We start from the raw sequence: 26,759 nt of genomic DNA on the forward strand, positions 1-26,759 counted from the left end.
AGGGGGAGCTACGCCAATTGGGAGGAGTAAAGCGAAAAGAAATCAAATAAAACTGCCGACGAGATCGGCAGTTTAGTTTAAAGATCTTCTGATGATCAGGTTATTCATCGGAAGGTTATTTTGCTATGTAATCAGAATCAATAGTAGCTGTTTGAATTCAATGAACTTATGATGGCAGGCAACAGAGCAACAGCCATAATGATATAGATCACAATTACAATAGCTGCCCAAAGAAGGCCTGCTTTAGCATAGTTAGCTTTACTCGGATTAGTCGAGCCGCTAAATGCCCACACAAACAGCATAATAAGTCCAACTACCGGTATAGCCATCAGAAGTAAACTGATCATCCACTCCTTGAATGATACAGGAGGCGGGTAAACAGGGGCTGGTCTGGATGGTGCTCCTTGCTGATTGAATTGCGGATTAAACTGGTTAGACAATTAGATCTTCTCCCTACGTGATTAGTATGTTGTGTTTCCTATATTGACCAAAACATCATACATGATATGACAATAAGCAACAAGTGCAATTCAGTAAACAGTCTAATAGTACTATCAAATGATTAAAAACAGGACTATACACCCTATTGACGAAGCAGTTTTTATATATTACTGTATTGATATTAACATTTTGTTTTTATCAATTAATTCAAATTAAAAGTTACATAGAGCATTCGTCACTTTTGAATTAAAAGCGACAAATGGCCCATTTATGAACAGGTAGGTGAGGCAAGTGACAGATGGATCGAAACATAATCACAGTGGCTTGACGGAAGAGGAGTTCTTGGCCCTTTATGATGCGAATGAATATGAGCGCCCATCCGTAACAGTAGATATGCTGCTATTTACGGTAATGGATCAGCTCCAACAAAATTATCGGAAGCTGCCTGAGAAGACCCTCCAGCTTCTTTTGATCCAAAGAGGGGAGCACCCTTATATAGGGCAATGGGCGTTGCCGGGGGGGTTTGTAGGTATAGATGAAAGTCTGGAAGAGGCTGCGCGACGCGAGCTTAAAACGGAAACGAATGTGGATCAGATTTATATGGAGCAGTTATATACTTGGGGAGATGTGGCACGTGATCCTCGTATGCGGGTAATCAGCTGCGCTTACATGGCATTGGTGGATCACGATTCCTTGGAGGTACTGGCGGGGGATGATGCTGATGATGCCCAATGGTTTGAGCTGGATTACAGCGTAGCTCAGGAGACGCGGACGAAGCAGCCGGAAGGTTACACATGGGAACAAGACATTGACATCACATTGAAGCATGGGGACATCCATCTATCAGCCAAAGTAAAAATAACTGAAATTCTTAAGGGAAGAACCATTGAAATCAAGCGAGAGGTGCTGGAGTCACAAGGAATTGCTTTTGATCATGCCAAAATTATTGCATACGGTATAGAGCGTCTGCGCAGCAAAATAGAATACACAGATATCGCATTTCACCTGATGCCAGCTCTATTTACACTGAGTGAGCTTCAGCAGGTGTATGAAATTATTCTAGGTAAGGAGCTGTTGGCCGCAGCTTTTCGTCGCAAAATAGCTGATCTCGTGGAAGAAACCAATGAGTATAGAAAGGCGGCTGGACATCGTCCGTCCAAGTTATACCGATTTAAGCCTCGGTCGCGTTTTATGTAGCATAAGGAATATGAAATGAGGAATCTTTATGGAAAAGTTTACATTTTTTTATCGCAGTCATTCGCCATTTTCGCAATGGTATCCTTCTGATTTTGTCGTGGATGGATTGGAGTTTAACTGTGCCGAGCAATATATGATGTTGAAAAAAGCACAGCTTTTTGGGGATGAAGAGGCGGCCTTGAAAATTATGCAAGCCCCTACCCCAAGGGAGCAAAAAGCCCGGGGCCGCAGTGTGCGCGGATTTGACCAATCCTTGTGGGAGGCCTATTGCCGGCAATTTGTATATGACGGTAATTACGCCAAGTTTACACAAAATCCGAATTTGCTCAAGCACCTGCTTAAAACGAAAGGAACCACTCTGGTTGAGGCTAGTCCAACCGACACCATTTGGGGTGTAGGCTTAGCTGAGAGCGATGCTCGTATACGGAACCGCAAGCTATGGCGTGGCACGAACTGGCTTGGGGAAATATTGACGAATTTACGTGAGGATGTATTGCAAAAGGAGGAATAGTCACCATGAGAAATACAATGAATTCCCGGAGTAACCGGGATGCACGATCACGTATGGCGCAGGAGACACTAACCATTTTGGAGAATGGATATTACACGAATATCAAACAGGTTCAAGTAAATATGACAAAAGAGATAGGAAATGCGGTCACAGGCTCGAAGTTATATACACCTTCTCAACTGGTAGCTGTAAAGCAAGAAACAGAGCAAAGAATAAAAAGTATATTGGGGCCTTCTTCCCGCATAGAAGAACAGACGATTATTGCAAAATTGGAAATTACGGGAGAAAGCACGTTACAGGCGGCATACAGACTCCAGGTAGAGGAGAAGCTGACCCACGTGGCGTGTTTGAATTTTGCATCAGCTAAAAACCCGGGAGGTGGATTTCTCGGAGGCAGCCAGGCTCAAGAAGAAAGCTTGGCTCGTTCGTCAGCGTTATATCCTTGCATTTCACAAATGGAAGAGATGTATGGACATAATCGGAAGCTGCGGAGCTGTTTTTATTCAGATTATATGATTTATTCGCCTGTAGTTCCGGTATTTCGGGATGATCAGGGAACATTGTTGGAGAAGCCATATCAAGTCGACTTCCTGACCGCACCTGCTGTAAATGCTGGAGTTGTGCGAGAACGGGAGCCAGAGCAGGTGAATCGGATTGGGGAAGTGATGCTGGAGCGGATCCGTTACGTTCTTGGAATGGCTAAGCAAAACGGCGTAGAACATCTTGTGCTGGGAGCCTATGGTTGCGGAGTATTTCGCAATAAGCCAGAAGAGGTTGCCCTCTGGTTCAAGCAAGTGCTTGTAGATGAAGGATATGGTTTGCTGTTTGACCGGATTGTTTTTGCAGTGTTGGATCACAAAGCAGACCAACATACTTTAAATAGCTTTAAAAATGTTCTTTCTTGAAGTGAAGGCAGTGCATAAAAACTGTTTTACTATAATATTCCATGAAAAAGGAAGGTGCTGAATGAATCCATCTTCGAATATAACCTGGCATGTGTCCGATATTGATAAGCAAGCGCGTCAGCTTTTGAATGGCCATAAAAGTCCGGTACTTTGGTTTACAGGGCTGTCTGGTTCGGGAAAATCAACGGTATCCTCCACACTTGAAAAAGCGTTATACGCACGAGGCATACACACGTTTATTTTGGATGGAGATAATGTTCGGCACGGTTTAAATCAGAATCTAGGTTTCCTGCCCGCTGACCGTAAAGAAAATATCCGCCGTATTGCTGAAGTTGCAAAGCTAATGGCACATGCGGGTGTTCTAACGATTTGCGCCACCATTTCCCCTTATCGTGAAGATCGTGAAATGGTAAAGGAGATTTTACAGCAGGAAGGTTGCTATGAGATTTATATACAGTGCAGCCTGGAGGAATGTGAGCGACGCGATCCAAAAGGAATGTACAAGAAAGCGCGTGCCGGAGAAATTCATCATTTTACGGGGGTTGATGCTCCCTATGAAGCACCGCTGGAACCTGATCTAATCATATCCACTGAAGGTCGGGAGATAACCCAGTCGGTTCAGGATATCTTGGATTTTCTTGATAGGAAGCAGCTGCTATTATGATTTTATGATGAATTCTACATGAATATTGTCTGAAAGCCTCAATGGCAAAACTTCGAGAAGTGATCAAAGTAATCATTATAGAAAGTAAAAATGAAACATATATATTGGTAAATAAATATAGTACTGCATATACGGCAAGCCTTATGGGGCTTGCTTTTTTATTTATGATTTTAAACTAATTCTAAATCCTAGATTATAATAATTATAAAAAAGTATTGATTTTTGTTTGTGCACAATTTATAGTGAAAGGCACATAGTTAACCAATTCATTCAAGAGGTGATTTCAATCATGAGTAACCAACCAACGAACCTGACTACAAGCTGGGGAGCTCCTGTTGGAGATAATCAAAATTCGATCACAGCAGGCTCACGGGGTCCCACACTAATTCAGGATGTGCATCTGCTGGAGAAGCTGGCGCATTTTAACCGGGAGCGTGTGCCGGAACGTGTCGTTCATGCAAAAGGTGCAGGGGCGCACGGATATTTTGAAGTCACTAATGATTTGTCTGCATATACAAAAGCAAGCTTCTTGTCTGAAGTGGGCAAGCGTACACCGATGTTTATCCGTTTTTCTACTGTGGCGGGTGAGCTGGGCTCGTCCGATACTGTACGCGACCCACGTGGTTTTGCGGTGAAGTTTTATACAGAAGAAGGCAACTATGATCTCGTGGGCAATAATACACCTGTGTTTTTTATTCGGGATGCCATTAAATTTCCTGACTTTATTCATACGCAAAAACGTCATCCCCAAACCCATCTGAAAAACCCGAATGCAGTTTGGGATTTCTGGTCCTTATCTCCTGAATCGCTGCATCAGGTAAGTATCCTTATGTCTGACCGCGGTATTCCAGCTACACTTAGACATATGCATGGTTTCGGTAGTCACACGTTCAAGTGGGTAAATGCCGAAGGACAGGCAGTATGGGTGAAATATCATTTTAAAACGGAGCAAGGTGTGCAAAATCTTGATGTGGATTTGGCTGCAAAAATTGCCGGTGAAAATCCGGATTATCATACAGAAGATTTGTTTAATGCCATCAAAAAAGGTGATTTTCCGGCATGGAAACTTCATGTGCAGATTATGCCGGTAGAAGATGCAGATACGTACCGCTTTGATCCATTTGATGTGACAAAAGTATGGTCTCAAAAGGATTATCCGCTGATTGAGGTTGGGCGCATGGTGCTGAATCGTAATCCTGAGAACTACTTTGCTGAGGTAGAGCAGGCGACATTCTCTCCGGGTTCATTTGTTCCTGGTATTGAAGCATCCCCGGATAAAATGCTGCAAGGACGCCTGTTTGCCTACGGCGACGCACATCGCTACCGTGTAGGTGCAAATCATAATTCGTTGCCGATCAACCGTCCGCATGCAGAAGTACACAACTACCAACGCGATGGTGCACTACGCAGTGACAGCAATGGCGGAGGATCTGTTTATTACGAGCCTAACAGTCTCGGTGGACCCAAAGAATCACCTGCGCACAAAATTGCTCCTTTTGAAGTGTCTGGCGAAGCGCAAAGTGTAGCCTACGATCATCATGATCACTACACACAGCCGGGCGACCTGTACCGCTTGCTCAGTGAAGAAGAGCGCGCACGTTTGGTCCGAAACATCGTAAATGCGATGAAGCCCGTAGAAAGTGATGAAATCAAACTGCGTCAGATCGGACATTTCTACAAAGCTGATCCTGAATACGGACGCCGTATAGCCGAAGGTTTGGGCTTGACCGTTCCTCAAGGCGAGTAGAGGTATCTGCAAACTCTAACCTGAAAGCCGTATGAATATATAATAAAAGGATGTCCCAACACCACGTACATGGTGGATGGGACATCCTTTGTTTTTGAGAGCGATGTAAATCAGGTGCTGTTATATCCTCTGCAAGCGAGGTAAATAGATTACAAGAAACAGTGACCGTCCTAGTGCAAATACGATAAAGGATAGCCAAAGTCCGTGATTCCCATATTGGGGAACGCACCAGAAGAGGGCGATCAAAAAGCAGAGCAATGAGATCAGCATCGAATTACGAATCGGATACGTTACTGTCATTCCTGTAAACACACCATAGAACACCAGTCCCAGCCCGGCTGCCAGCGGAAAGACCACAAGCCATCCATTATAAGGGCCTGTAAAGCTAATCACTGTAGCATTATCCGTAAATAGCGAGATAAGCGGCTCTTTCAGTGCGAAATACAATCCTCCCGTCACTACGCTGGTCACCAGTGTCCAGAACCAGGACAAGTGAATAACCCTTTGCAGCATTTTACGATCCCCGGCACCCCTAGCCTGACCCGTCATAATGCTACTGGCGTTGGCGAACCCATCAAAAAAGTAAGCCATAATATAATGGATCTGCAACAAAATAGCGTTCGCCGCCAACTGATCGGTTCCAAAGCTCGCACTGCGCGCCGTAAACAGATTAAACATCGTCAGCAGACAGGCTGTACGGATCATAAGATCAAGGTTTGTTGCCATGACACTTTTCAACTCTGAGGCTCCAAACCAACCTCGCCAATTCATCTGTCCGCTTTGCTTCCATTCTCTCCAAATCGATGAGCGGAACACCAGAACTAGACCCAATATACATGCAAGAGCCTCCGCAATTAGAGTAGCGCTTGCTACACCAGTGACATTCCAATGCATCATCTGTGTAAATACAATAGCTAATACCATATTGATTACGTTCATTGAAATTTGCAAAAATAATGTAGCCTTCACACGGGATAATCCCATCAGCCAGCCAAGCAGCACATAGTTCACCAATGTAAGAGGGGCTCCCCAAATACGAATGTTAAAATAAATTGCTGCCTGCGCCGCTACATCCTGAGCCGGATGGATTAGCTGAAGAGAAGCTAGCAGAATTGGCTTTTGTAACACAATGAATACCGCACCAATGAGTAGAGCAATGGCCAGTGGGCGCATGAGAGCAGCTATGCTCTGGTCGTTATTTTGTGCCCCCGCGGCTTGTGCCGTGAAAGCCGATGTGCTGACTCGCAGGAAGCCAAACAGCCAATATAAAGTATTAAAAATAAGAGTGCCCACCGCTACACCGCCTAAATACGCGGAATGGCTCAAATGACCGATTACAGCTGTATCCACCGCACCGAGCAGCGGGGTTGTAATCGTCGAAATAATTAAAGGGATAGCTAAAGCAAGATAGGCTCGGTGGGAAGGCAACATGTTGAAAAAACCTCCAGTAATGATTGTGTATAAGGATGGCGATCCGAATGAAATAATGCTTCTTTGGGAAAATGCTCAACCACACTGCCTTCTTTCATGACCATGATTCGATCACTCATAAAGTGCACAGCCGCCAGATCATGTGAGATAAACAGATAAGCCAGTCCTAGCTCATCCTGCAAATCCTTGAGCAGATTTAAAACGGTAGCTTGTGTAGTCACATCCAAACTAGCCGTTGGCTCGTCCAATACGATAAAATCCGGCTCTGTGCTGATGGCACGTGCGATGGTTACACGCTGCTTTTCCCCACCGCTGAGCTGATGTGGAAACTTGTCCAGATAGTTGGCTGGAAGCTTTACCATATCAAGCAAATGTTCTGCTATATCCCGACGTTCTGAGGACATACCCGCCATAAAGGAAGGAACATAGTACTTAAGCTGGTCCAGTGGCTCCAGCAGGGAGTGCAGGATGGTTAGTCTGGGGTTCAAAGCCGCAGATGGATGTTGAAATACTGCACCCAGCCTGCTGCGAATCCGTTTTAATTCGCTCCGCTTTAGCCCTCGGATAGACTGTCCATCCAGTCTAAGCTCACCTTGATCAAATGGGTCCAATGTCAAAATACAGCGAGCGAGTGTACTTTTCCCACTGCCGCTTTCCCCGACGATGCCCAGACATTCTCGGGGGTAGATCGTCAGAGCAACATCTTGCAGTACCGTTTTGCCTCCAGCGTAAGCCTTCGTCAAACCGGAGACGGTCACGACAGGATTAGAAGTGTCTTGCCGTTGAGCGCAGGTGGCTTGGTTATCCATGTAAAGCGCTCCTTTCCATTGCGTTCTGTTCTTCAGTGCTGTTGTAAGGTAAACGTGCTGGAGCGCCCGGAGACAGCGGCGGAATAGCCGCCAGTAGACGACGAGTATACGGGTGGTCCGGATGGTTCAGCACCGCTTGCGTGTCACCTATTTCAACCAGTGAACCTTCGCGCATCACTGCGATTCGATCTGCATACTTGCGTACATGACGCAGGTCGTGAGTGATCCACAAGACGGAAATACCCGTCTCCGTCCGGATTTGGTCAATGAGTTGGAGCACCCGATGAGCTGTGAGCGTATCCAGCGCTGTTGTAGGCTCGTCGGCAATAAGCAACTTGGGCTCCAGCAGTAGTGCAGCCGCAATAGCTGCCCGTTGCAATTGACCGCCGCTGAGCTGGAACGGATAGCTGCGGTACACACGCTCGGCGGGAAGCTGTACGCGCTCCAGCACCTCGATACAGCGCTGTTTGCGCGCCTTGCGATCTTGTTTGCCATGGGCGCGCATCAGCTCGTCCAGTTGGCTGCCTACACGCAGAAAGGGGGTGAAAGCCCCGTGGTAGTCTTGAAAAATGTAAGATATTTCACTACCAAGCAAAGAACGTCGTTGTTTAGCGGATAGGGCTAGCAAATTATTGTCCTTCCACGCAATGATTCCTTCCGCTGTAACAGAAGAGGGGAGAAGGCCGCCGATAGCGAACGCCGTCATGCTTTTGCCGCTACCGCTTTCGCCGGCTAGAGCACACCATTCCCCCGGACGAATGGCAAGCTCCAGTTGCTCTACAATCGTTTTTACATTTGTCCGAATCGTTAAGCCTTCAATACTCAGCATGTACAGCTCACTCCTCTGTCCGGGTTTTAACATCATAACGGTCGCGCAGTTTGTCCCCAAATACGTTCGCTAGTAGCACTGTTAGCACGACAGCTATCCCTGGAACCAGCATCAGGTGGGGAGCCATTTGAAAATACGCTCGTCCTTCATTCAACATAGTACCCCATTCGGGAATTGGCGGCTGTGGACCTAAGCCCAAAAAAGATAGGGAGGCAATCATTAGAATGATTTTGCCGATATCCAGCGTAGCCAGCACAAGAACATTCCCAATTGCATGGGGGAGAATATGCCGCATGACAATCCGCAGGGAGGAGGTACCCGCCAGTATGGATAACGAAATGTAATCCTTTTGCTTTTCAGCCAGAACGGTACTACGCACCAGACGTGCATAACCAACCCATTTTACCGCCGTCACCGCGAAAATAAGATTTACTAAGCCTGGTCCGAGCAAACCGCTCAGTACAATGGCAAAAATGTAATCAGGTAATGTCATGAAGGCATCGACCACCCGCTTGAATACACGATCCATCCAGCCTCCAATAAATCCTGAAAGCAGACCAAGAGGGACCCCGACAACCAGCGAAACGGCCAAAATCAATAAACTGGTTCCGACAGTCGTCCGAAGTCCAGCTATCACTCTCGATAGTACATCTCTGCCCAAATGATCCGTTCCCAGCCAGTGTGTAGCGCTGATCGATTGTAGTCGATTCCCCATCTGGATGCGATACGGATCTTGCGGTGCAAGAAACGGAACGACTGTAATTGCTGCAAGAATGAGCAGGATGGAGAGCGACACGATCCATGTTTTGGACAATCGTGTTCTAGTGAGCTGCCCGTTTTCCGCATGTACGGATTTTATCATGATAAACGTTTCTCCTTCAAAGCGATTTCAGGATTGACCCAACGGTAGGACAGCTCTACCAAAATATTGATACATACAATGAATGCAGCCATAAATACGGTATAGCCCTGAATTATGGGGTAATCCCTTGCAGCGATGGCATCCACAATCCATTTGCCCAGCCCCGGATAGGCGAATAGCACTTCAATTACGACTGTACCTCCCAGTAGGCTGCCTATACTCTCACTGAATACCGTAATAAGCGGAACTAGACTATGACGAAGCATGTGTCTGAAAAAAATGCGGATGGGGCTGATTCCACGCGCTTGCGCCGCTTTGATAAAGTCTTGCCCCGAGCTTTCAATCAGACTTGCGCGGATCATTCGTACATAAACGGCTGCCATTGCCAATCCCAAGGTAAGAGAAGGGAGTACCAAATGAAAAGCGGTTCCTTCACCCATAGACGGCAAAATGCGCAATTTAACTGCAAACCATTCGATAAACAAAAGCCCCAGCCAAAAGCTGGGAATCGAGGAGCCGATTAAGGCAAACACACGACTGGCTCTGTCAATCCAACGGTTACGGTAGAACGCTGCCATTGTTCCGAGCGGGAGAGCTATCAGCAGCATAATGAACAGGGAGCCTCCGGTCAGCAGAAGTGTATAAGGCAGTTTTTCCATAAACTCTGTGAATACCGGACGATGGGTTAAATAAGATTGTCCAAAATCAAACTGAAGCAACTGGATCAGCCACTTCCCATATTGTACAGGTAATGGCTGATCCAGCCCCAGTTGGCTGCGCATATCTGCAATTTGCTGATTGGACACAGCTACATCGTCGACTCGGAGAATGCTCCGGACGGGATCGCCCGGAACAAGCTTAAGCAGAAAAAAGCTCACAAAGGAAAGAATAAGAAAGAACAAAACCAGTTCAAAAAACTTTTTGGCGATGGATTTAAACATGCTAGTTCACATCCAGGTCCTGGGTCAGCAAGTAGTATTCACTTTGGCTAGTTACCCAGTTATGTACGTAATCGCGATATGCCACTACGTTGTTAGGATGGACCAGAAAGGATTGCAGATTTTGTTGGTCAATCAGCGTGACAGCCTTCAGCGCCAGCTTGTTGCGTTGTTCCTCATTCACGGTTGTGTTCAGCTGTGAGATCATACCCGTGAGTTCTGGTACATTTACACGCCCATAATTCAGTGCTCCTTTAGGCATGTAAGCCGCATTCAGAAAATAGCTTGCATCGCCGCGCGGGGCTGTAATGCTACTATAAGTCGCTAAATCCCAATCCTGATGTGCGGCGAGATATTCGTCAATATTATCAACCTGACGGATATCAATCGTAATGCCAAGTTCTTTAGCGTTAGCCTGAATCAGCTGGGAAATGAGTGGAAGCTCCGCTCTCGACTGGTAAGTTAGCAATGTAAGATGAAGCGGCTTGCCGTCGGGGTTCGCAACTTTTCCGTTCTGCACTGTATATCCAGCTTGCTTGAAGCCTTCTCGTGCAGCCTTCAAATCAAACTGTTTCGTAATATATTTCGGTGAAAAAGGAAAGTCGGACAAGAACGGGCCTTGAGCAGGGGTTCCCTGACCAGACATGATACCACTGGCAATCTCATCCCGGTTGATCAGGTTATCGAATGCTTTACGCACAGCCGTCTTTTTCAGATCATTATTGTTCATATTGTAAATCAGTTGATGCGTTCGCAAACTAGGAAGCGAGTCTACCTTAACAGTAGAATCAGCTTTCAATAGCTCCAAGCTTTCAATTGGCGGGCGATACACAATATCAGCAGTTTTGGCTTGAAAAGCAAGCTGACGCGCATTGGCGTCTTCGTTAAACATGAATTTAGCATGCTTCAACTTTACTTTACCGTTCCAATATTGTTCATTGCGACCTAAATTCAGTTCACTTCCAGCACGGAAGCTGGCAATCTTGAACGGTCCCGTCCCTGATGGGAGGTCACCTGTAGTTGTGGTGTCTATAATAGCCGTATTCGGATGAACCAGCTCAGACACAAATTCCGGGAAAGGCTTGTCTGTCGTAATGGTCAAAATCTGTCTATCCGCATGAATATCACGGATATGCAGCGCATTTTTGACCGATGGATTGAGCTTTATCGCTCTTTCCAAAGAGGCTTTGACAGCAGCGGCATTGACGGCTTTACCGCTGTGGAAGTTCACACCTGGTCGGATGTTGAAGGTCCAGTGCTGTCCGTCCTTGCTATCCCATTTTTCTGCAAGCCAAGCTTCCAGCTTAAGATCCTTGTTCACTTTGATCAGTGTTTCACTTACTCCAGCACGAACAGCTGTGTAATTTACATCTGAATGAGGATCTATAGAAGAGCTTTGCACGTTAAACAATAAGGTGACACTTTTATCTTGTGGTGCAGCAGATGGAGAGGGTGAAGCTGACGGAGATGAAGCGCAGGCTGCCATCATCACCGCCATTACCGCAGGTATAAATAGTTTAAAATATGAACGCTTAAACAACAGGGAGTCCTCCTTAATAGTAATCGTAATTTTTACGCTTTAATTCATAAACCATATCGTAACCAAATGAAGGAGCTTTGTAAATATGTAATTGATGAATGTGTATGTAAATTCATATGAAAAAAGGCTGCATAACCAATAGTGAGATGGTTAGCAGCCTTTAAGTATATTTAGAAATGTTTAATTTGGAATGGCTAAAAATTTATGAATTAATGCATGGGTGCTTTGGCAGTGCCATGTTCAACATGAACTCTACGGATGAAAAACGCAAGGATCAACCCGATCACACTGATGATCATCGCAAAGAAAAATGAATTTTGTGATCCGATTGCCATGGCATTGGCCATTTCATTTACGGATTCAGGCATACTGGATTGGCTCAAATAGCTGTCCATGCCCTTCGAGAGAATGCTTACCGCTACGGCTGTACCAATAGCACCAGCAACTTGTTGGAGCGTGCTCATAATGGCCGTTCCGTCTGGGTATAGATCCATAGGGAGCTGGTTAAGTCCGTTTGTCTGAGCTGGCATCATAATCATGGAAATGCCGATCATCAAGCAACTATGAAGCACAATAATGAGTACGAGAGTTGAAGTTGTTGTAATGCTAGACAGGAAAAATAAAACAGCGGCCACGATCACAAGCCCTGGAATGACAAGCCATTTGGGACCGAATTTATCGAATAGGGAGCCCATAATGGGAGACAAGAGACCGTTGATAATCCCACCAGGCAGAAGTACCAAACCTGCTGTTAGAGCAGACAAAGCCAGCCCTTTTTGCAAAAAGAGTGGAAGAATCAGCATCGTAGAAAGGATCGTCATCATACATAAGAACACCATAATAACGCCGATCACGAACATAGGAAACTTAAACACACGCAAGTTCAACATAGGCTGCTTCATCTTCAACTGACGTACAGAGAACAGTATCAACGATACCAGACCGACAATCACAGGAAGCAGAACCATCAGGCTAGCCCAACCTTCGCCACCTTCTCCGGATTTACTGAAACCAAACACAACACCGCCGAAGCCAATAGAAGACAGGAGGATAGATAAAAAATCTATTTTAGGCTTGGTCGTTTCTGAAACGTTTTGCATAAATAAAATACCGCAAATCAGCGAGAGAACCAAGAACGGAAGAGAAATCCAGAAGATCCAGTGCCAAGACAGATTTTGCAGTACCAGTCCTGCAATGGTAGGTCCCACGGCAGGTGCAAACATAATTACCAATCCGATGATCCCCATAGCCGCGCCTCTCTTTTCAGCCGGGAAAATGATCAAGATGGTGTTAAACATCAACGGCAATAACAACGCTGTACCAATGGCCTGAAGAATACGTGCGATCAATAGCACTGAAAAAGTAGGTGCAAGTGCAGCAACGAGACAACCAGCTATTGAAAACAGCAACGATGTCACAAACAGCTGTCTTGTTGTAAAGGTTTGAATCAGCAATCCCGATACAGGTACTAAAATACCGAGTGTGAGCAGATAAGCGGTAGTCAACCATTGGGCTGTTGCAGTTGTAATATGCAAAATCTGCATCAAATCATTCAGTGCAATGTTAAGTGCCGTTTCACTGAACATCCCAATAAAGCCGCTAAGGAGCAGGGCAATCATAATAGGTAGCACCTTGAACGTTTTGGGTTCAGAGGGTGAACTCGATTGACTCATTGTATTCATGTTGTTTTTGTTCCTCCAATAAATTAATGGTGTTGAATTATAACGATCGGTCTATATATAATAAACATGTTGTTATTTTTTTGTCAAAGTATAAGTTATAACTACTATATAATGAAGGATGCTGTATATGGCTGCTAAACCCGAATCATACGAGAATATCGTACAAACCGCATCGAAGCTCTTTTTTCATCAGGGGTATCACGCGACCGGACTGAATCAGATTCTTGCGGAGAGTGGATCACCGAAAGGGTCACTTTATTATTATTTTCCGCGTGGTAAAGAAGAATTGGCTTTGGAGTGCATAAGAAGAGGGAATGAGTTTATAAAGCAAAAATTAAAACAGACACTGAACGGGAATGATAATCCAGTACTAGCCATTCAAGATTTTATTCGTAATACAGCTGAGGAGGCAGACCGTACCGGCTTTAACGACTTCATGCCGATTGGCTTCTGGGCTGCTGCGGAAACTTCCTGTATTAGTGAATCGCTACGTCATGCCTGTGTGAATACGTTTACAGATTGGCAGCACATCTATATGGAGCGCCTTCAGAATTCGGGCTGGGAAGAGGAAAAGGCACATAGTCTGGCGGTACTTATTATTTCGATGCTCGAAGGTGCATTGATTTTGGCCGTTACGCAACAGAGCAGTGCTCCTATATATAATATCGTGGATTACATTCCACAGTTGGTCAAATAATCCTGTCTCTTCGATTTTCAATCGCTCCTAATGAGCTCCAACAAGCAACTTTAAAAAGCCGATGTTTTCGGTTTTGAGAACTCGGCTTTTTTGTGGTTCTGAGACGTAATTTTACTCACATTACCAGCACCAAATGATGAAAAGTATGGTAAAATAGAATGAATTTGATTTTGATTTTGCACGAAGGAAGGGTGATAGCAAGTGGCAAAAGCGAAGGTACCCAAACGGCCTACTCGGGATGAATTTGTACTGGAGGAAATCGGGAATCAGCTTGTAGAAGCACAACGAGAGCAATCCGAAGTTGTATTGACCGTATGGGGACGCGCAGAAACAACCCGCGGACAAATTGTTAAAATGGACCCGAGAACAGGAAAGGTTCATGTAGAGAGTAATGGAGAAACGGATAAAGTTCCTTTTATGGATATTATGAGTGTAAATTACCCGAGAGATTAGTTGTTGTGATTACATAAATATAGCAGAAAGGGAAGAAAAGAATGACAAAGTTAGAGTCTCCCTTACTGCGTGGGAAAGTAACAATTTACAATTCGCGTATACAAAAACAACCGAGTGGTTTAGAGCCATCGGTTGTTTTTGTATACTGCTGCATGAGTGGGAAGAGAAAGCAACGTTATTGTGTTGGCACTTTCCCTTGTACATGCTTATGTAGCTTTTATCGGGCTGGTATGACTGGCCCGTGCTTCGGCTTTCTTAAGCACCTTACGATCAAAAATGAAAGGACCAAACGGCAACAGCGATGCAATCAAGGCTGCAAGACTTTGCAATAGCGTTATTTTTCGCAGAATCAGCATGACCACAGTCGCTACAACATAGGCTACGAACAGTACCCCATGGATCATACCCACCCAGCTTACCATTTGTGGCATTCCAGCTGCGTATTTAAGTGGCATAGCGATACACACAAGCAGCAGATATGAAATCGCTTCAATATTACCAATAACACCAAACATCTTAAAGGCATTTTTGAACATAATACATCTCCTTCTCCTATTGCTTAAAATTTAATATATCCTATAATGCAATGTTATTAAACGGTAGAAAGTTACGATATATCGAATATTTATAGCTGAATCCAAAGGTTATGTCAGAGCTTTCACATGATTGAAGTATCCAACGTCCCACAGCTTAGCGTCCCCGGAAACGATAATCGTAATTTCGTTTAAATTGTTGAAACAAACAATGGGGCTTATAAAGATGGCTTGGAGTATGAGAAAACACTAAGCTGGTGTAGTTCGAAGGCTTAGCATATATTGTTTGCGCGACCCCTATCTGTAAAAATGCTAGTGTGAAGCCTAAACATTTTGTATGGAAATTCCGATAACAGTTAAATGAATGTCTGTACATTTTAGTGTGAATTTTAAAAGCTGGATTGCAGCAGAAGGGTTTGTAAGCTTGACTTATTAGTTTTGACAAATAAAATTTCCATACTGGTATCAAGGAGAGCATAGATTATGAATAAAAAACGTTTGCGTCAATGGATGGCTCCGTTCGCAACGGCTACACTGATTTTGAATACGGGATACGGCATTTTGGCACCCGATGCAGTGGCTAGCGCGTTGTCGACTGAAAGGCATAACTTAAATCTGACAGGCCTGAATACAGCACAGTTACATACCAAATTAGCAACCGCTCAAGGCCGTCATGTGCCTGTTACTTCAGGCACGAAAGTGACTACGTTAACCAAAGGCTATGGTCAGAATACCTATCTTAACCAAATGCTAAAAGTAATGTCGAGTCAAATGGTTACTGCGAATATCGCACCGGCAGAGGTAAGCAATCTGACAGCGGTTCCTACAGAAACAACAAAAGTAAATTTTTCCTGGAGCAATCCGTCGGACATTAATTTTGACCACATAAAAGTGGTAAATGTCACTAACGATGTATATGTAGATAACATTCGAAGTAACTCTTATATGATGAGCGGTTTACAGCCGAACACGACATATACCTTTCGCGTGAAAACGGTGAATAAGAGTGGAGATGAATCTCTAGGTACGACAATACAGGCTAAAACGGCTTCCGTTGATGGTCCTGTGGATAAGACACCCCCAGGAGAGGTAAGCGGGCTGACAGCTACGAATGTTGGATATAACGCTTTTACCGTAAATTACATATTGCCTAAGGATGCTGACCTGAGCCAAGCGATCATCTATTTAAATGGTAAGGAAGTGCAGCGAACCTCAGGCACGTCTTACACGTTTAATGTCTTAAATGCTGCTACAGCCTACACTGTAACGGTCAAAACGATAGACAAATCCGGAAATATATCTCAAGGAGTTAGTATTTCAGTTACAACTTCTACGGTCTCTACCGATATTGTACCCGAAGTGACAGGTGCTTCAGTGACTTCAGTTAATAACTATAGCGTTACTGTTTCCTGGACAAGACCTAGCGGAATTAATACGGTCAGTCTGTATAAGGATGGGCAACTGGTAACTGATTCAACAGGATCATCCTATACATTCAACAATCTTTCGGCAAGCCAGACCTACACGTTCACGATAAAATCCAAGCGAAGTACAGGTACGTTGTCCTCTGGTGTGAAACTGACTGCTACAACGGACAGTACGTCCTCCAATTCGTCAGAAGTGTCCAATCTTGAAGTAGATAGTAAGAGCGACACCTGGATCAAAATCACCTACGATATGCCGAGTAAAGCCGACAAGGTAAAGATATATGTTGATGGTGATTATGAGGGAACTACAAGCTCTGAGTCCTATAAAATAACGGATTTGCGAGAAGGACGCTGGTATGAGATTAAGGTCGTGACTGTCAATAGTAATGGAAGAGAATCTAGTGGTGTTAAGATATCAGAACGCACGGATTCGGATGGTTACTACTCTTCTTCGTCATCTAGTTCATCGAACTATGAGAAAGCGAGAGATTTGATGCGAATTGCAGAAAACAGTCTGAATGCCTCCGACTGGCGTTCTGCCAGAGATGCAATCAGTGATCTGCCGAGTGGAACCCGTAAAAGCGATTTGCTGGATCGGTTAGAAGCTATTCGCAATAGAGCAATTGGGACCAGTAGTTCATCATCTGGGACGAGTTCTACTACAACAACTTCTGGTACAACGTCCTCCTACCCTAACAATGCGGTTTCCTCATATTCAACTTCGTTCACCCTGACACCAGGAGCTAAATCAGCTTATGTCGATGGTCGTGCTACGACGATGGCTCAGGCTCCGCGAATCATAAATGGGGCGACGATGGTCCCGCTGCGCTTTATCAGTGAACGGATAGGTTACGAGGTAAATTATGAAAAAGCGACCAAAAAGATCATTCTGACTCGACCTACAGACGGCAAACAAGTAGTGCTTCAGGTCAAGAATTCTACCCTTGCCGTGTATGAGTTGAACAACTCCCGGAGTTATTCGACGAACATCACAGCTCCGGTTATTGTTAACGGCTACACGCTGGTTCCATTACGAGTGATTAGCGAGCTTTCGGGGTATCAGGTGAACTATAATACTGCATCCAAACAAATTACGATTACAAAATAAATACTTCTGCAAAAAAGGGTTCTAAAGTTTTCACTTTAGAACCCTTTCTGTGTATTAGGAAGTGTAGGTAGAACAATAACAATCTGTTACTCTGTAAACAAGTTATTTTGATTGAAAAGAATATCGAGTTGCTTAAGCTCGTCACTTGTTAGTCGAACACCCAAAGTTTGAAGATTGGATTCGATTTGATCAGGCTTGGTTGCACCTGGAATAATTAGATCAACGGCTGGACGCGTTAATAGCCAAGCTAGCGCAATCTGTGCAGGATCTGCACCCTTGTCTTTCGCGAATGCTTTGAATCGATCCACGCGTTCCAAATTCGCGAGAAATGCTTCTTTTTGAAACAAAGGATTATTCATTCGTGAAGTATCATTAAATACATCATCCTTCTTATATTTACCGGCCAACAGACCTGATGCGAGCGGGAAAAAAGGAATCAGTGAAATTTCGTGCTCTAGACAATAAGGAATAACGTCGGCTTCTGCATGACGGACCAGTAGTGAGTACTCAGCTTGAAGAACATCCAAGTGCTTATCAGCATTAAAAGCCTTAAGCTGCTCAAAGCTTAAATTTGAAGCGCCAATGGCTTTGATTTTCCCTGACTTCTTCAGCTCTGCAAGTGTGTCAGCAGCTTCAGCCAGCGGGGTACGGCTGTCGGGAAAGTGAAGAAAGAAAATGTCAACATAGTCTGTCTGTAATCTCATCAGGCTGTCATCCACAGCCTTACGTAATGCAGCTGGACTGTTGTCGACTTCCAGATGGCTTTGATTAAATTGCGGGTTAGAAGAAGCTTTAGTAGAGATTACAAGATGTTCCCGGCCACCATGTTCCCGGATGGCCTCACCGATTAACTCCTCAGAGTGGCCCATTCCATACAGAAATGCGGTATCAATGAAATTGATTCCTTTTGCAAGGGCAGTTCTAATTAATTGTCGGCTTAGAGTATCATCGACTTTTGGATACATCATTGAATTACCTACCACACCTGCTCCAAAACCAAGTTTAAATGCTTTTAATCCTGTTTTTCCTATTGCTATTGTATTGTTCATGTTTATAAGCTCCCTTTTGTATGATGTGGAATCCTTGGAGGGAATCTAATGCACATCTTACAACCTGGTGTAAACACTAGGTCAAGCAGAGCAATTCAGTTTTAAAAAAAGATTAAGTTTGGGTCTCAAGCGGCAAAAAGTTATGGCCAAATTTTTGCCCGGTTTGCAATTTCAATTCAATCATATCCTTAATTTCCTGAAGTTCTTGCAGCTGCTGATCTATCTTCTTTTGGTAATTGTAAAGCCTATCATACCATTCATTATTTGATATGTTGCTCTCATCTAATTGAAGCTGGATAATAGGTTTTAACTCCTTCAGCGACATTCCGGCTTTTTTTAAACACTTGATCATTAGAAGTGCCTCTTTGTGTGAATTGTTATATATCCTGTGCCCATTATTTTTGCGGGCCACGGGAGGAAGAAGACCCATTTTCTCATAATACCGTAAGGTATCCTCACTGATTTGGAATTGATCCATAAGTTCTTTCATTTTAAAATTTGTTGTCATCTCTCGTCACCTTCGTAAGGGAATCTTTAACGCTTAATGAAAATGTATTAATTATAATACATGGAGTTAACACGAGGTCAAATGCTGATCTACATATTACTGTATATTCGAACAGGCATTAAAACGAAATTCATGCGGGGTCAATCCACATCGTTCCTTGAAGATTCGATAGAAATATTTCATATCATGAATCCCGACTTCAAGTGCGATCGTTTGAACGCGCCAACTAGTATCTAGTAGTAAGCTACAACTCTCGTGAATACGAATATCCTGTAGCATTTTTGTATAGGTCATTCTGCTAGACAATCGCTTTGTATTCTCGTTGGCATTCCTGTTCCAAGTCATGGCATACCTTATATTAGGTATTTTTATGGACGCGGTTCCTGCCGTGATTGCGATTATCTTAATTCTAGCGAATACTGGATTAACCTTTGCTCAGATTACAATGGCAAACACCATTTCTCGAACATTAAGTGGCAACCAAACCGGAGTTGGTATGATTATCTATATGATGGGAAGCTTTATGGCGGGGCTATCGGAACGTCTATTCTTGGTTCCGTACTTGATCAAGGAGTACAAAGCAAAATTATAGCATCACCGTTCAGCAGCACATATAGTAATCCAATAACCAATGTTCCTTATAATAATCGCGAGTCTGTGCCAGGAGTGTTTTCATTCCGATGGCAAAATGATAAAACGCAACTGACCTTCATATGTCAGTAGCGTTTTAAATTGTTTCAATAACAAACGAGGAAGAGGTGTGTGCCTTATGAATCGAACCAAGCTTAAGAGCAAATTATTTATTTCGGTAATTTTCTCATTATGTCGCTAATGAACTGACGGAATCTCAATGCTTACCTGTCCGCCGCCTGTCTGGGTGGAGTTGGTGATGATCAGCTTTCCGCCATGTAGATTGACAATGGATTTTGTTATATACAGACCCATACCGTAATGTCCATTTATTCTTCTGGACGAGTCACCCATATAGAACTGCTCGGCGGCCTGTTTGAGGCCTTCCGGAGAGAAACCTGGGCCTTCATCTAAGATGCTGAATCGAATGCAGTCTTCCCCAGACTCTACGGTCATCTGGATCTCGCTATATTCAGGCGCCTGATCTACCGCATTAGAAGCAACATTCATAATGGCTCGCTCAAGTAGAACTGGGTCTGCATACAGCGTCTTAGGGAGGTTATATGCAGCGAATGCTACAGATATTTTTTTGACAGCAGCCAAGGCCATTATCTGATCTTTCACTTTCGTTAAATAGAAGTCAGCATCCATCGTTTCCGCCCGCAGGGTGACAAGCGTTTCCGCTTTTGAAATTTCAATAAGAGTCTTAATATACTGCTCCATCTGCCTGGTGCTTTCCGATATATAATCCGTATAGTTCTTTTGCTCTTCGGACTGATCGGTCTCGGACAGCAGCTCTACGTTTCCACGAACGATAGTGAGTGGTGTTTTGACATCGTGTGCTAGGGCGGATATTTGCTCGCGGCGGGATCTTTCGAGATTCCACTGTTTCTGAAGCGAAGTCTTTAAAGTTTCTTTCATTTTATCCATGGAATGCAGCACCTGATCGATTTCCATCACGCCACTGAATTCGATTGAGAAGTCCAGATCCTGTGCTTGAATTTGTTTGGTGGCCTGCTGCAACCCACTCATCTTACGTGCCAGCTTTCGTCCGAAGGAGGAAGCCAGCAAGGCACCTCCCCCCAGAAAGGCGATACAGAACACGGCAAAAAAGGACAATTCCGCGTTCGGCAGGTATTGACGCAGGATAGGAAGTTCAAACTGAGCCGAGACAGAATAGCGCATCACAGTAACTTTATCATTATGTGAGACTTTTACATAGTTATAGGGAAATTGATAAGCAGTATCGTTCTGCTGGGTAACACTCCAAGCAGCTAGAGCCTGCTTTTCAGAAAGGTTTCCCTCAATGAGGCGGCCTTTCGAAGTGAATGATGCGTATTTATACAGTTTCTGCCGAGAATCCGGCTGTAGGGTCTTGCCAGCTTCAATGATTGTCTTGTCCTCCCGCACCTGATTCTCAGCATAGTTCGCGGGGAGAATGGTCCCACAAGACATCAGGACATAGAAGATGAGAACCAGGAACAGAGCGAGCGCAATCGTCCCGATACAGAACATAACTAAATAACCCAGAAAAATGGTTCGTAGTTTGGTTGTCTTGCGTGCCTGCTGTACTTTGGTTACTTCCATCGGTACCCGATCCCCCAAACCGTCTCCACTGGCGAAACCTCTACTTTGCCAAGCTTGGCTCGGATATTTTTTATATGCTCCACGATGGTGGCGGAATCGCTGTCCCCATCCAAGCCGAAGACAGCTTCGTAAATCTGCTCTTTAGGGAACACCTGTCCCCAGTTCAGGGCTAGAAACTTACATATCTCATATTCGCTTTTGGTAAACGGGACTACAACATTCTGAACGGTGATTTCCTTGCCGGACAGATTGAAATGAACTTCCCCGATGCAGAATACATTACGCCGTTCACGATTCTCCCGTCTGAGATGGGCGTTGATTCTTGCGCGCAATTCTCCAGCACCAAACGGCTTGACAATATAATCGTCGGCCCCTTCCCCAAGCCCTAACATCACATCGTTCTCCATGGATTTTGCGGTGAGGAACAGGATCGGGCAGTCTATTTTGCTGCGAATTTCCCGACAGAGTGTGAACCCGTCCATGGTAGGCATCATCACGTCAAGCAGGATGAGGTCAAAGGCTCCAAGCTGCATGGTGAGAACCTGTGGGGAGTCGGAGATCACCGTGACAACATGGCCATCTTTCTGCAAAATATTTTGAAGGAGTGCCAAAACGGCGGGTTCATCATCAACGGCCAACAAGTTTGCCATGCTTAATTCACTTCCCTTGCTTTCTATACTCTAGTCTTTATTCCGACGAATTGTGTCCTTCCCAACGACAAATCCATAATCCTAATAATACCATGATGACTACGGTCCCTACTACGCAATATCTGACTCCCGAATCAAGCCGTATAGCTTCAGGAATAGATACTGCTGAGTTTATATCGTATTGCACCCAGATCGTGATGAACCGGGCAGCCCAAGCAGAGGGGATGAATATCCAATTATGATCACCCAGCCCTGTAAGAAGCAAAGCGGACAATAGACTCTCCATAATGCCTAGACCGATGGAAGCTCCCTTGCCGAACCGCAAACTAATGAAAAAATGCAGAAAATAGAGGAAGACACTGGACATAAACAGAATGCAGGCAGCCAACACATAAAACTTCAAGCCATACGTTGACTCTCTCATAAGATATATATAGCCAGCCCCAAAGCCTCCGGAGGCAAGCAGCACACTGCCAAATCCCAAGATCAGGAGCAGGCTGAGCTTGCTCAGGAAAGGTAACAGCTTCACTGGCGAGATCAATAGCTGCTGGAAATTGCCAGCGACTGCCTCCTGCTCAACAGCAATGGAGCAGACAATACCAATCATGGTAGGAAGAACCACGGCCAAGACCTGCAAATAGCCGTCCACCTTTGAAATCGGTGAATACGGAGTAAAGGAATAGTAGGCTAGAAAGATTGCTATGCCTAAAAGCGGCACAAACAGCTGCACAAGCAGTAAGGGCTGCCTTCTAAGTTTAAGCACATCGGATTTCAGATAGCGGAAAAAAGAAATCATCTTATTTAGCCTCCCGCTTGCGGAAGGACATCGCCGTCAGTATCGACAGAATTATGAACAGGCAGATTGTGATCACTAGGCCGGGCACAATCACGCCTTTATCCAAAAGCGGATCTCCTGAAGGAACGGCAAGCCCATTAGGTAGCACTTTAATGACGGCGCACATTAATCGGGCTGGAATAGCATAAGGGACCGCCCACCACACAGAGGACGTAGCGAACAAAATGGTGCAAGATACGTTGCCCAGCATGTTAATAATTAGAGTGGCAAACATGCCTATTCGGTCCGTTAGGAACAGGCAAAGTGGAACTTGCCACAAAAAGGTGATGAATAGGATTAGAGTTGCAGCAACGCTTCCTGCTAGTGTCACGGAAGTTGAGAATACGAATCCGCCAAGCGTTATCCCTATAAATAGGACAATAAAGGAAACCATTAAGAGTCTTACGCAAACCCCGATTTTACCGTACCATACCTGAGCCAAATCTACAGCCATGCCGAGGACAGCACGGTATTTCAGCTTCTTGCCATCCTTTTGGATCACTCCTGAGCACATTAAGGTGAGGGCACCTGGCAGCAGCATGAAATACCACCAATTGTAGCTGGCACTTTGGAGCATACGTCCCCCCATGAGTATGGTACACAGAAGAAGAGTAGCTATGGGGGCAAGCCAGACCAACTTTTTTGTGAAGGTGCGCTTTAATTTTAGATGTTCGGCGGCTATATATTGCTGCATCCTACTCATCCCCTTTTCGGTATTCCTGTGCAATCTGCATGAACAACGATTCCAGGTTTTGCCCTGGAGTGACCGCCTCTTGATAAGCTAATACGCCGCCGGCAATGATACCGACATGGTCAACGATTTGTTCGACTTCGGATAAAATATGGCTGGAAAGAATTACGGTAATTCCTTGCTTCGGGAAGGAGCGAATCAACTCGCGTTGCTCCTGAATACCAATGGGGTCTAGTCCGTTGGTTGGCTCATCTAAGATCAATAGCTTGGGATGATTGAGGAGAGCAATGGCAATGCCCAGCCGCTGTTTCATACCCATCGAGAACTGGCCCGAGCGCTTTTTCCCGGTATGGGTCAAATCAACCATGTTCAGCACTTCATCAATCTGCGAATCAGGCAATCCCAGCAACGTTGTACGAACTTTGAGGTTCTCTCTAGCTGTCAAATTCTCATAGAGTGGAGGGGATTCGATCAGTGCGCCGATCTGAGCAAGATCTTTTCGGGACCAGGGTTTTCCTTGAAATAAAATCTCACCGGATGTCGGGCGTAGCATACCGGTTAACATTTTCAAGGTGGTTGATTTTCCAGCCCCATTTGGGCCAAGTAGTCCATAGACGGAATTCTCCTGAATAGACAGTGTGACGTTGTTCACCGCCTGTTGTCGTCCGAAGGTTTTGCAGAGATTTTTAGTCTGTAAAATAATGTTATCCATATCAGTTCATCCTTTTCATTTGTTCTGACAACTACTTTAAAGATCAATTCTAAGAACTTTATAAGGATTTAAAATATTAATTTCAAACTTTATGCATTCATGCACTATTCGCTATAATGGATACAGTGATGTAGGAAAGGGATGTAATCATGAAGAAGGTCATCGTAATCGGATCAGGAATTCTGGGGGCATCGACAGCATACCATCTAGCAAAAATGGGCGCTAATGTCATTATTGTAGATCGTAAAGATAAAGGACAGGCTACTGATGCCGCTGCTGGCATTATCTGTCCCTGGCTATCACAGCGACGCAATCAGGCTTGGTACCAGCTAGCCAAAGCGGGAGCACGTTTTTACCCTGGGTTGATTGAAGAACTCAAAAGCGAGGGAGAAACAGAAACTGGCTATGCTCAAGTGGGGGCTCTCAGTATTCATGATGATTTGGAGAAAATCAAAAAAATGGAGAAGCGGGCACACTTACGACAATTGGATGCACCGGAAATCGGTGAAATTACCCGGCTAAATGAAAAAGAAACCCATGAACGGTTTCCTTTGTTAGTAGAAGGTTATCATTCTGTTCATATTAGCGGTGCCGCCCGAATAGATGGGCGTGCGCTGCGGGATGCGTTGGTCCGATCAGCACAAAAAAACGGGGCGGTCCTTATACAAGGAAATGCTACGCTTCAATATGAGTCCGACCATGTAACGGGAGTAGTGGTCGGTGCACAAAGCTTCTCGTCTGACAAGGTCATTGTTTGTGCAGGTGCATGGGCAAATCAACTACTGTTGCCTTTGGGCATTCATTTTAAGGTTAGTTATCAAAAAGCACAAATTATGCATTTGCAGGTTCCTAATAGGCAAGATACAGGCACTTGGCCTGTAGTCATACCGCCTTCTGATCAATATCTGCTGGCTTTTGATAAACAGAAGATCGTAATAGGGGCGACTCACGAAAATGAAATCGAAGGTTACGATACGAGAGTAACAGCAGGGGGGATGCAGGAAATTCTGGATAAAGGTTTAGCATTGGCCCCTGATTTAGCAAACAGCACTTTTCAGGAGGTAAGAGTTGGTTTCCGTCCTTTTACACCCGGTTTTCTACCGGTGATCGGAGCTGTTCCAGGCTGGGATGGTCTTATAGCGGCAAATGGGCTTGGAGCATCCGGGTTGACCATGGGCCCCTTTATTGGAAATCAGCTGGCAAAGTTGGCACTTGGAATGAATGTAGATATCGATATCAATGATTATGATATTCGAAAAGCAATAGATGAAAGTTGAGCCTTGACTGAGGAGAACAATATATATACTTACTGAAAAAGTCGCCATATTGGCGACTTTTTGTTTTAGTGCATATTTATTTTATACGTCATTCATCATGTCATTGAGATGCGAATTCTCCAACGATTGTGTTAGGGTTTGCATGTTTTTCAAGTAGTCGATTTTATAGATACAAGAATAGATCACATTTAATACATAGTCAAAAGCAATTTGCGACGAAAATGTACCAATCTTGGCATGTTTTACTTCGTCATTAGGCACCCGGATACAGATATTACTGAGTTTGGCCAATTCACTTTGATTGGTTGCTGTAATTGTGATAAAAGGGATATTTTCATGTGCGAAATGCCGTGCTGCTTTTAAAAAAATCGGCGACTTTCCGTGGTAAGTTAAAAACACAGCGCAGTCCTGTGTCGTAAGATTAGCCGTATGGTAAGCCCATTCAGACAGCTCCGTAGCTATAACCACATACTTGTTTATTTTTACCAATTTATTTTGGAAACTTTTCGCACGGATTTGTGAATCGCCCAACGCATATATAAAGATCCTTTTCGCTTGATCCAGCAATAGGGCTGTTTGCGACAATGAATCATCATCCATGAATGTAAAGTTTTTTTCAATCGTTTCTTTCATTAATTCTGCAATTTCTTTCGCCACTTGAAGTGGGGATTCATCATAACCGAAGGGATAGTTGGGGTCTACATTGGAAATGTTCTGGGTGTTCTGCTGAAACTCCCGAGCAAGTTTGATTATAAACTCCTTGAAGCCCGATAGCCCAAGTTTATGTGTTAATCGATTAATTGCGGAATGCGAAGTATACGTTGCCTTTGCAAGCTCCTGAATATTTAAGTCCAGAATACTTTCCTTATGAAGCAAAATATAGGATGCAATGCTTTTTTCGTTTGGTGTAAAGTTTTGCATTTCTGATAATTGTATCAGTATTTTCAACAGGTTCACCCCGGCTCAATTGAATAAAACGTTCGAAAAATAATATGAAATAAACATTTTGTTTAAAAATAAACAACCATTTTTAAAAATAATCGGTT

Annotated in this window: 27 protein-coding genes; 9 read left to right on the plus strand and 18 right to left on the minus strand. The window is 44.4% G+C overall.

Annotated features, from left to right (window positions below; genetic code table 11):
• Window positions 1-137 precede the first annotated feature (137 nt).
• Window positions 138-440: a hypothetical protein gene (locus tag NLX74_RS09575; protein ID WP_069289635.1), complete on the minus strand. Its 303-nt coding sequence runs from the start codon at window positions 438-440 to the stop codon at window positions 138-140.
• A gap of 292 nt (window positions 441-732) precedes the next feature.
• On the opposite strand from NLX74_RS09575, the gene NLX74_RS09580 reads away from it, so the two are divergent.
• From NLX74_RS09580 to katA, 5 genes are all read left to right on the plus strand, one after another.
• Window positions 733-1,638, plus strand: coding sequence for an NUDIX hydrolase (locus NLX74_RS09580; RefSeq protein WP_254328539.1), 906 nt, complete (start codon window positions 733-735; stop codon window positions 1,636-1,638).
• A gap of 28 nt (window positions 1,639-1,666) precedes the next feature.
• Window positions 1,667-2,149: a riboflavin biosynthesis intermediates N-glycosidase gene (locus NLX74_RS09585; protein WP_254328540.1), complete on the plus strand. Its 483-nt coding sequence runs from the start codon at window positions 1,667-1,669 to the stop codon at window positions 2,147-2,149.
• Window positions 2,150-2,154: 5 nt separating this feature from the next.
• Entirely contained in the window at window positions 2,155-3,054 is a 900-nt protein-coding gene (locus NLX74_RS09590) for a TIGR02452 family protein (RefSeq protein WP_254328541.1), read from the plus strand.
• A gap of 61 nt (window positions 3,055-3,115) precedes the next feature.
• The gene (cysC, locus tag NLX74_RS09595; RefSeq protein ID WP_254328542.1) at window positions 3,116-3,718 is read left to right on the plus strand and encodes an adenylyl-sulfate kinase; all 603 of its coding nucleotides are present in this window, start codon (window positions 3,116-3,118) and stop codon (window positions 3,716-3,718) included.
• 289 nt (window positions 3,719-4,007) lie between these two features.
• Entirely contained in the window at window positions 4,008-5,465 is a 1,458-nt protein-coding gene (gene katA / locus NLX74_RS09600) for a catalase KatA (protein WP_235309742.1), read from the plus strand.
• 120 nt (window positions 5,466-5,585) lie between these two features.
• Here katA and NLX74_RS09605 read toward each other — a convergent pair whose 3' ends face one another.
• The 7 genes from NLX74_RS09605 to NLX74_RS09635 all read right to left on the minus strand — a co-directional run bounded on the left by NLX74_RS09605 (window position 5,586) and on the right by NLX74_RS09635 (window position 13,547).
• Window positions 5,586-6,896: an MATE family efflux transporter gene (locus NLX74_RS09605; protein ID WP_254328543.1), complete on the minus strand. Its 1,311-nt coding sequence runs from the start codon at window positions 6,894-6,896 to the stop codon at window positions 5,586-5,588.
• Window positions 6,863-7,705, minus strand: coding sequence for an ABC transporter ATP-binding protein (locus tag NLX74_RS09610; protein WP_254328544.1), 843 nt, complete (start codon window positions 7,703-7,705; stop codon window positions 6,863-6,865). The genes NLX74_RS09605 and NLX74_RS09610 overlap by 34 nt, the downstream gene beginning before the upstream one ends.
• Entirely contained in the window at window positions 7,698-8,534 is an 837-nt protein-coding gene (locus NLX74_RS09615; RefSeq protein WP_254328545.1) for an ABC transporter ATP-binding protein, read from the minus strand. Before NLX74_RS09615 ends, NLX74_RS09610 begins: the two co-directional genes overlap by 8 nt.
• A gap of 7 nt (window positions 8,535-8,541) precedes the next feature.
• On the minus strand, window positions 8,542-9,396 hold the full coding sequence (nikC, locus tag NLX74_RS09620) for a nickel transporter permease (protein ID WP_235309746.1): 855 nt from the start codon (window positions 9,394-9,396) through the stop codon (window positions 8,542-8,544).
• Window positions 9,393-10,337 (minus strand): nickel ABC transporter permease, encoded by a 945-nt coding sequence (gene nikB, locus NLX74_RS09625; protein ID WP_254328546.1) that lies wholly within the window; start codon window positions 10,335-10,337, stop codon window positions 9,393-9,395. The genes nikC and nikB overlap by 4 nt, the downstream gene beginning before the upstream one ends.
• Window position 10,338: 1 nt before the next feature.
• Window positions 10,339-11,874, minus strand: a complete 1,536-nt coding sequence (gene nikA, locus NLX74_RS09630) for a nickel ABC transporter substrate-binding protein (protein WP_254328547.1) — start codon at window positions 11,872-11,874, stop codon at window positions 10,339-10,341.
• A gap of 209 nt (window positions 11,875-12,083) precedes the next feature.
• Window positions 12,084-13,547: a DHA2 family efflux MFS transporter permease subunit gene (locus NLX74_RS09635; RefSeq protein ID WP_254328607.1), complete on the minus strand. Its 1,464-nt coding sequence runs from the start codon at window positions 13,545-13,547 to the stop codon at window positions 12,084-12,086.
• A gap of 136 nt (window positions 13,548-13,683) precedes the next feature.
• Here NLX74_RS09635 and NLX74_RS09640 point away from each other — a divergent pair, with 136 nt between their 5' ends.
• Both NLX74_RS09640 and NLX74_RS09645 read left to right on the plus strand, forming a co-directional pair.
• Complete coding sequence (locus NLX74_RS09640; protein WP_254328548.1) at window positions 13,684-14,253, plus strand: TetR/AcrR family transcriptional regulator; 570 nt, start codon at window positions 13,684-13,686, stop codon at window positions 14,251-14,253.
• Between the two features lie 201 nt (window positions 14,254-14,454).
• The gene (locus tag NLX74_RS09645) at window positions 14,455-14,706 is read left to right on the plus strand and encodes a YolD-like family protein (protein WP_029515150.1); all 252 of its coding nucleotides are present in this window, start codon (window positions 14,455-14,457) and stop codon (window positions 14,704-14,706) included.
• A 206-nt stretch (window positions 14,707-14,912) separates the two neighbouring features.
• Here the strand turns inward: NLX74_RS09645 and NLX74_RS09650 are convergent, their stop codons facing one another.
• Complete coding sequence (locus NLX74_RS09650) at window positions 14,913-15,242, minus strand: DUF3817 domain-containing protein (RefSeq protein WP_061828314.1); 330 nt, start codon at window positions 15,240-15,242, stop codon at window positions 14,913-14,915.
• 480 nt (window positions 15,243-15,722) lie between these two features.
• Here NLX74_RS09650 and NLX74_RS09655 point away from each other — a divergent pair, with 480 nt between their 5' ends.
• Window positions 15,723-17,774 carry a fibronectin type III domain-containing protein gene (locus NLX74_RS09655; RefSeq protein WP_254328549.1) on the plus strand — a complete coding sequence of 684 codons (2,052 nt, stop codon included), beginning with the start codon at window positions 15,723-15,725 and terminating at the stop codon, window positions 17,772-17,774.
• Between the two features lie 86 nt (window positions 17,775-17,860).
• Here the strand turns inward: NLX74_RS09655 and NLX74_RS09660 are convergent, their stop codons facing one another.
• The 8 genes from NLX74_RS09660 to NLX74_RS09695 all read right to left on the minus strand — a co-directional run bounded on the left by NLX74_RS09660 (window position 17,861) and on the right by NLX74_RS09695 (window position 24,436).
• Window positions 17,861-18,823, minus strand: a complete 963-nt coding sequence (locus NLX74_RS09660) for an aldo/keto reductase (protein WP_254328550.1) — start codon at window positions 18,821-18,823, stop codon at window positions 17,861-17,863.
• Between the two features lie 112 nt (window positions 18,824-18,935).
• Complete coding sequence (locus NLX74_RS09665) at window positions 18,936-19,331, minus strand: MerR family transcriptional regulator (protein WP_061828317.1); 396 nt, start codon at window positions 19,329-19,331, stop codon at window positions 18,936-18,938.
• A gap of 96 nt (window positions 19,332-19,427) precedes the next feature.
• Entirely contained in the window at window positions 19,428-19,676 is a 249-nt protein-coding gene (locus NLX74_RS09670; protein WP_367997029.1) for a helix-turn-helix domain-containing protein, read from the minus strand.
• Between the two features lie 483 nt (window positions 19,677-20,159).
• Window positions 20,160-21,548, minus strand: coding sequence for a HAMP domain-containing sensor histidine kinase (locus tag NLX74_RS09675; protein WP_254328551.1), 1,389 nt, complete (start codon window positions 21,546-21,548; stop codon window positions 20,160-20,162).
• Window positions 21,539-22,198, minus strand: a complete 660-nt coding sequence (locus NLX74_RS09680) for a response regulator transcription factor (protein ID WP_254328552.1) — start codon at window positions 22,196-22,198, stop codon at window positions 21,539-21,541. Before NLX74_RS09680 ends, NLX74_RS09675 begins: the two co-directional genes overlap by 10 nt.
• A gap of 37 nt (window positions 22,199-22,235) precedes the next feature.
• Window positions 22,236-22,994, minus strand: a complete 759-nt coding sequence (locus NLX74_RS09685; RefSeq protein WP_254328553.1) for a lantibiotic immunity ABC transporter MutG family permease subunit — start codon at window positions 22,992-22,994, stop codon at window positions 22,236-22,238.
• A 1-nt stretch (window position 22,995) separates the two neighbouring features.
• Complete coding sequence (locus NLX74_RS09690; protein WP_235309754.1) at window positions 22,996-23,727, minus strand: lantibiotic immunity ABC transporter MutE/EpiE family permease subunit; 732 nt, start codon at window positions 23,725-23,727, stop codon at window positions 22,996-22,998.
• Between the two features lies 1 nt (window position 23,728).
• The gene (locus tag NLX74_RS09695; RefSeq protein WP_069289620.1) at window positions 23,729-24,436 is read right to left on the minus strand and encodes a lantibiotic protection ABC transporter ATP-binding protein; all 708 of its coding nucleotides are present in this window, start codon (window positions 24,434-24,436) and stop codon (window positions 23,729-23,731) included.
• A 149-nt stretch (window positions 24,437-24,585) separates the two neighbouring features.
• Here NLX74_RS09695 and NLX74_RS09700 point away from each other — a divergent pair, with 149 nt between their 5' ends.
• Window positions 24,586-25,713, plus strand: coding sequence for an NAD(P)/FAD-dependent oxidoreductase (locus NLX74_RS09700; protein WP_254328554.1), 1,128 nt, complete (start codon window positions 24,586-24,588; stop codon window positions 25,711-25,713).
• Window positions 25,714-25,794: 81 nt separating this feature from the next.
• On the opposite strand, the gene NLX74_RS09705 is transcribed toward NLX74_RS09700, so the two are convergent.
• On the minus strand, window positions 25,795-26,661 hold the full coding sequence (locus NLX74_RS09705; RefSeq protein ID WP_254328609.1) for a MurR/RpiR family transcriptional regulator: 867 nt from the start codon (window positions 26,659-26,661) through the stop codon (window positions 25,795-25,797).
• Between the last annotated feature and the right edge of the window lie 98 nt (window positions 26,662-26,759).

Origin of the sequence: Paenibacillus sp. MZ03-122A, from assembly GCF_024213325.1 — a bacterium.
GTDB classification, from domain to species: domain Bacteria; phylum Bacillota; class Bacilli; order Paenibacillales; family Paenibacillaceae; genus Paenibacillus; species Paenibacillus polymyxa_B.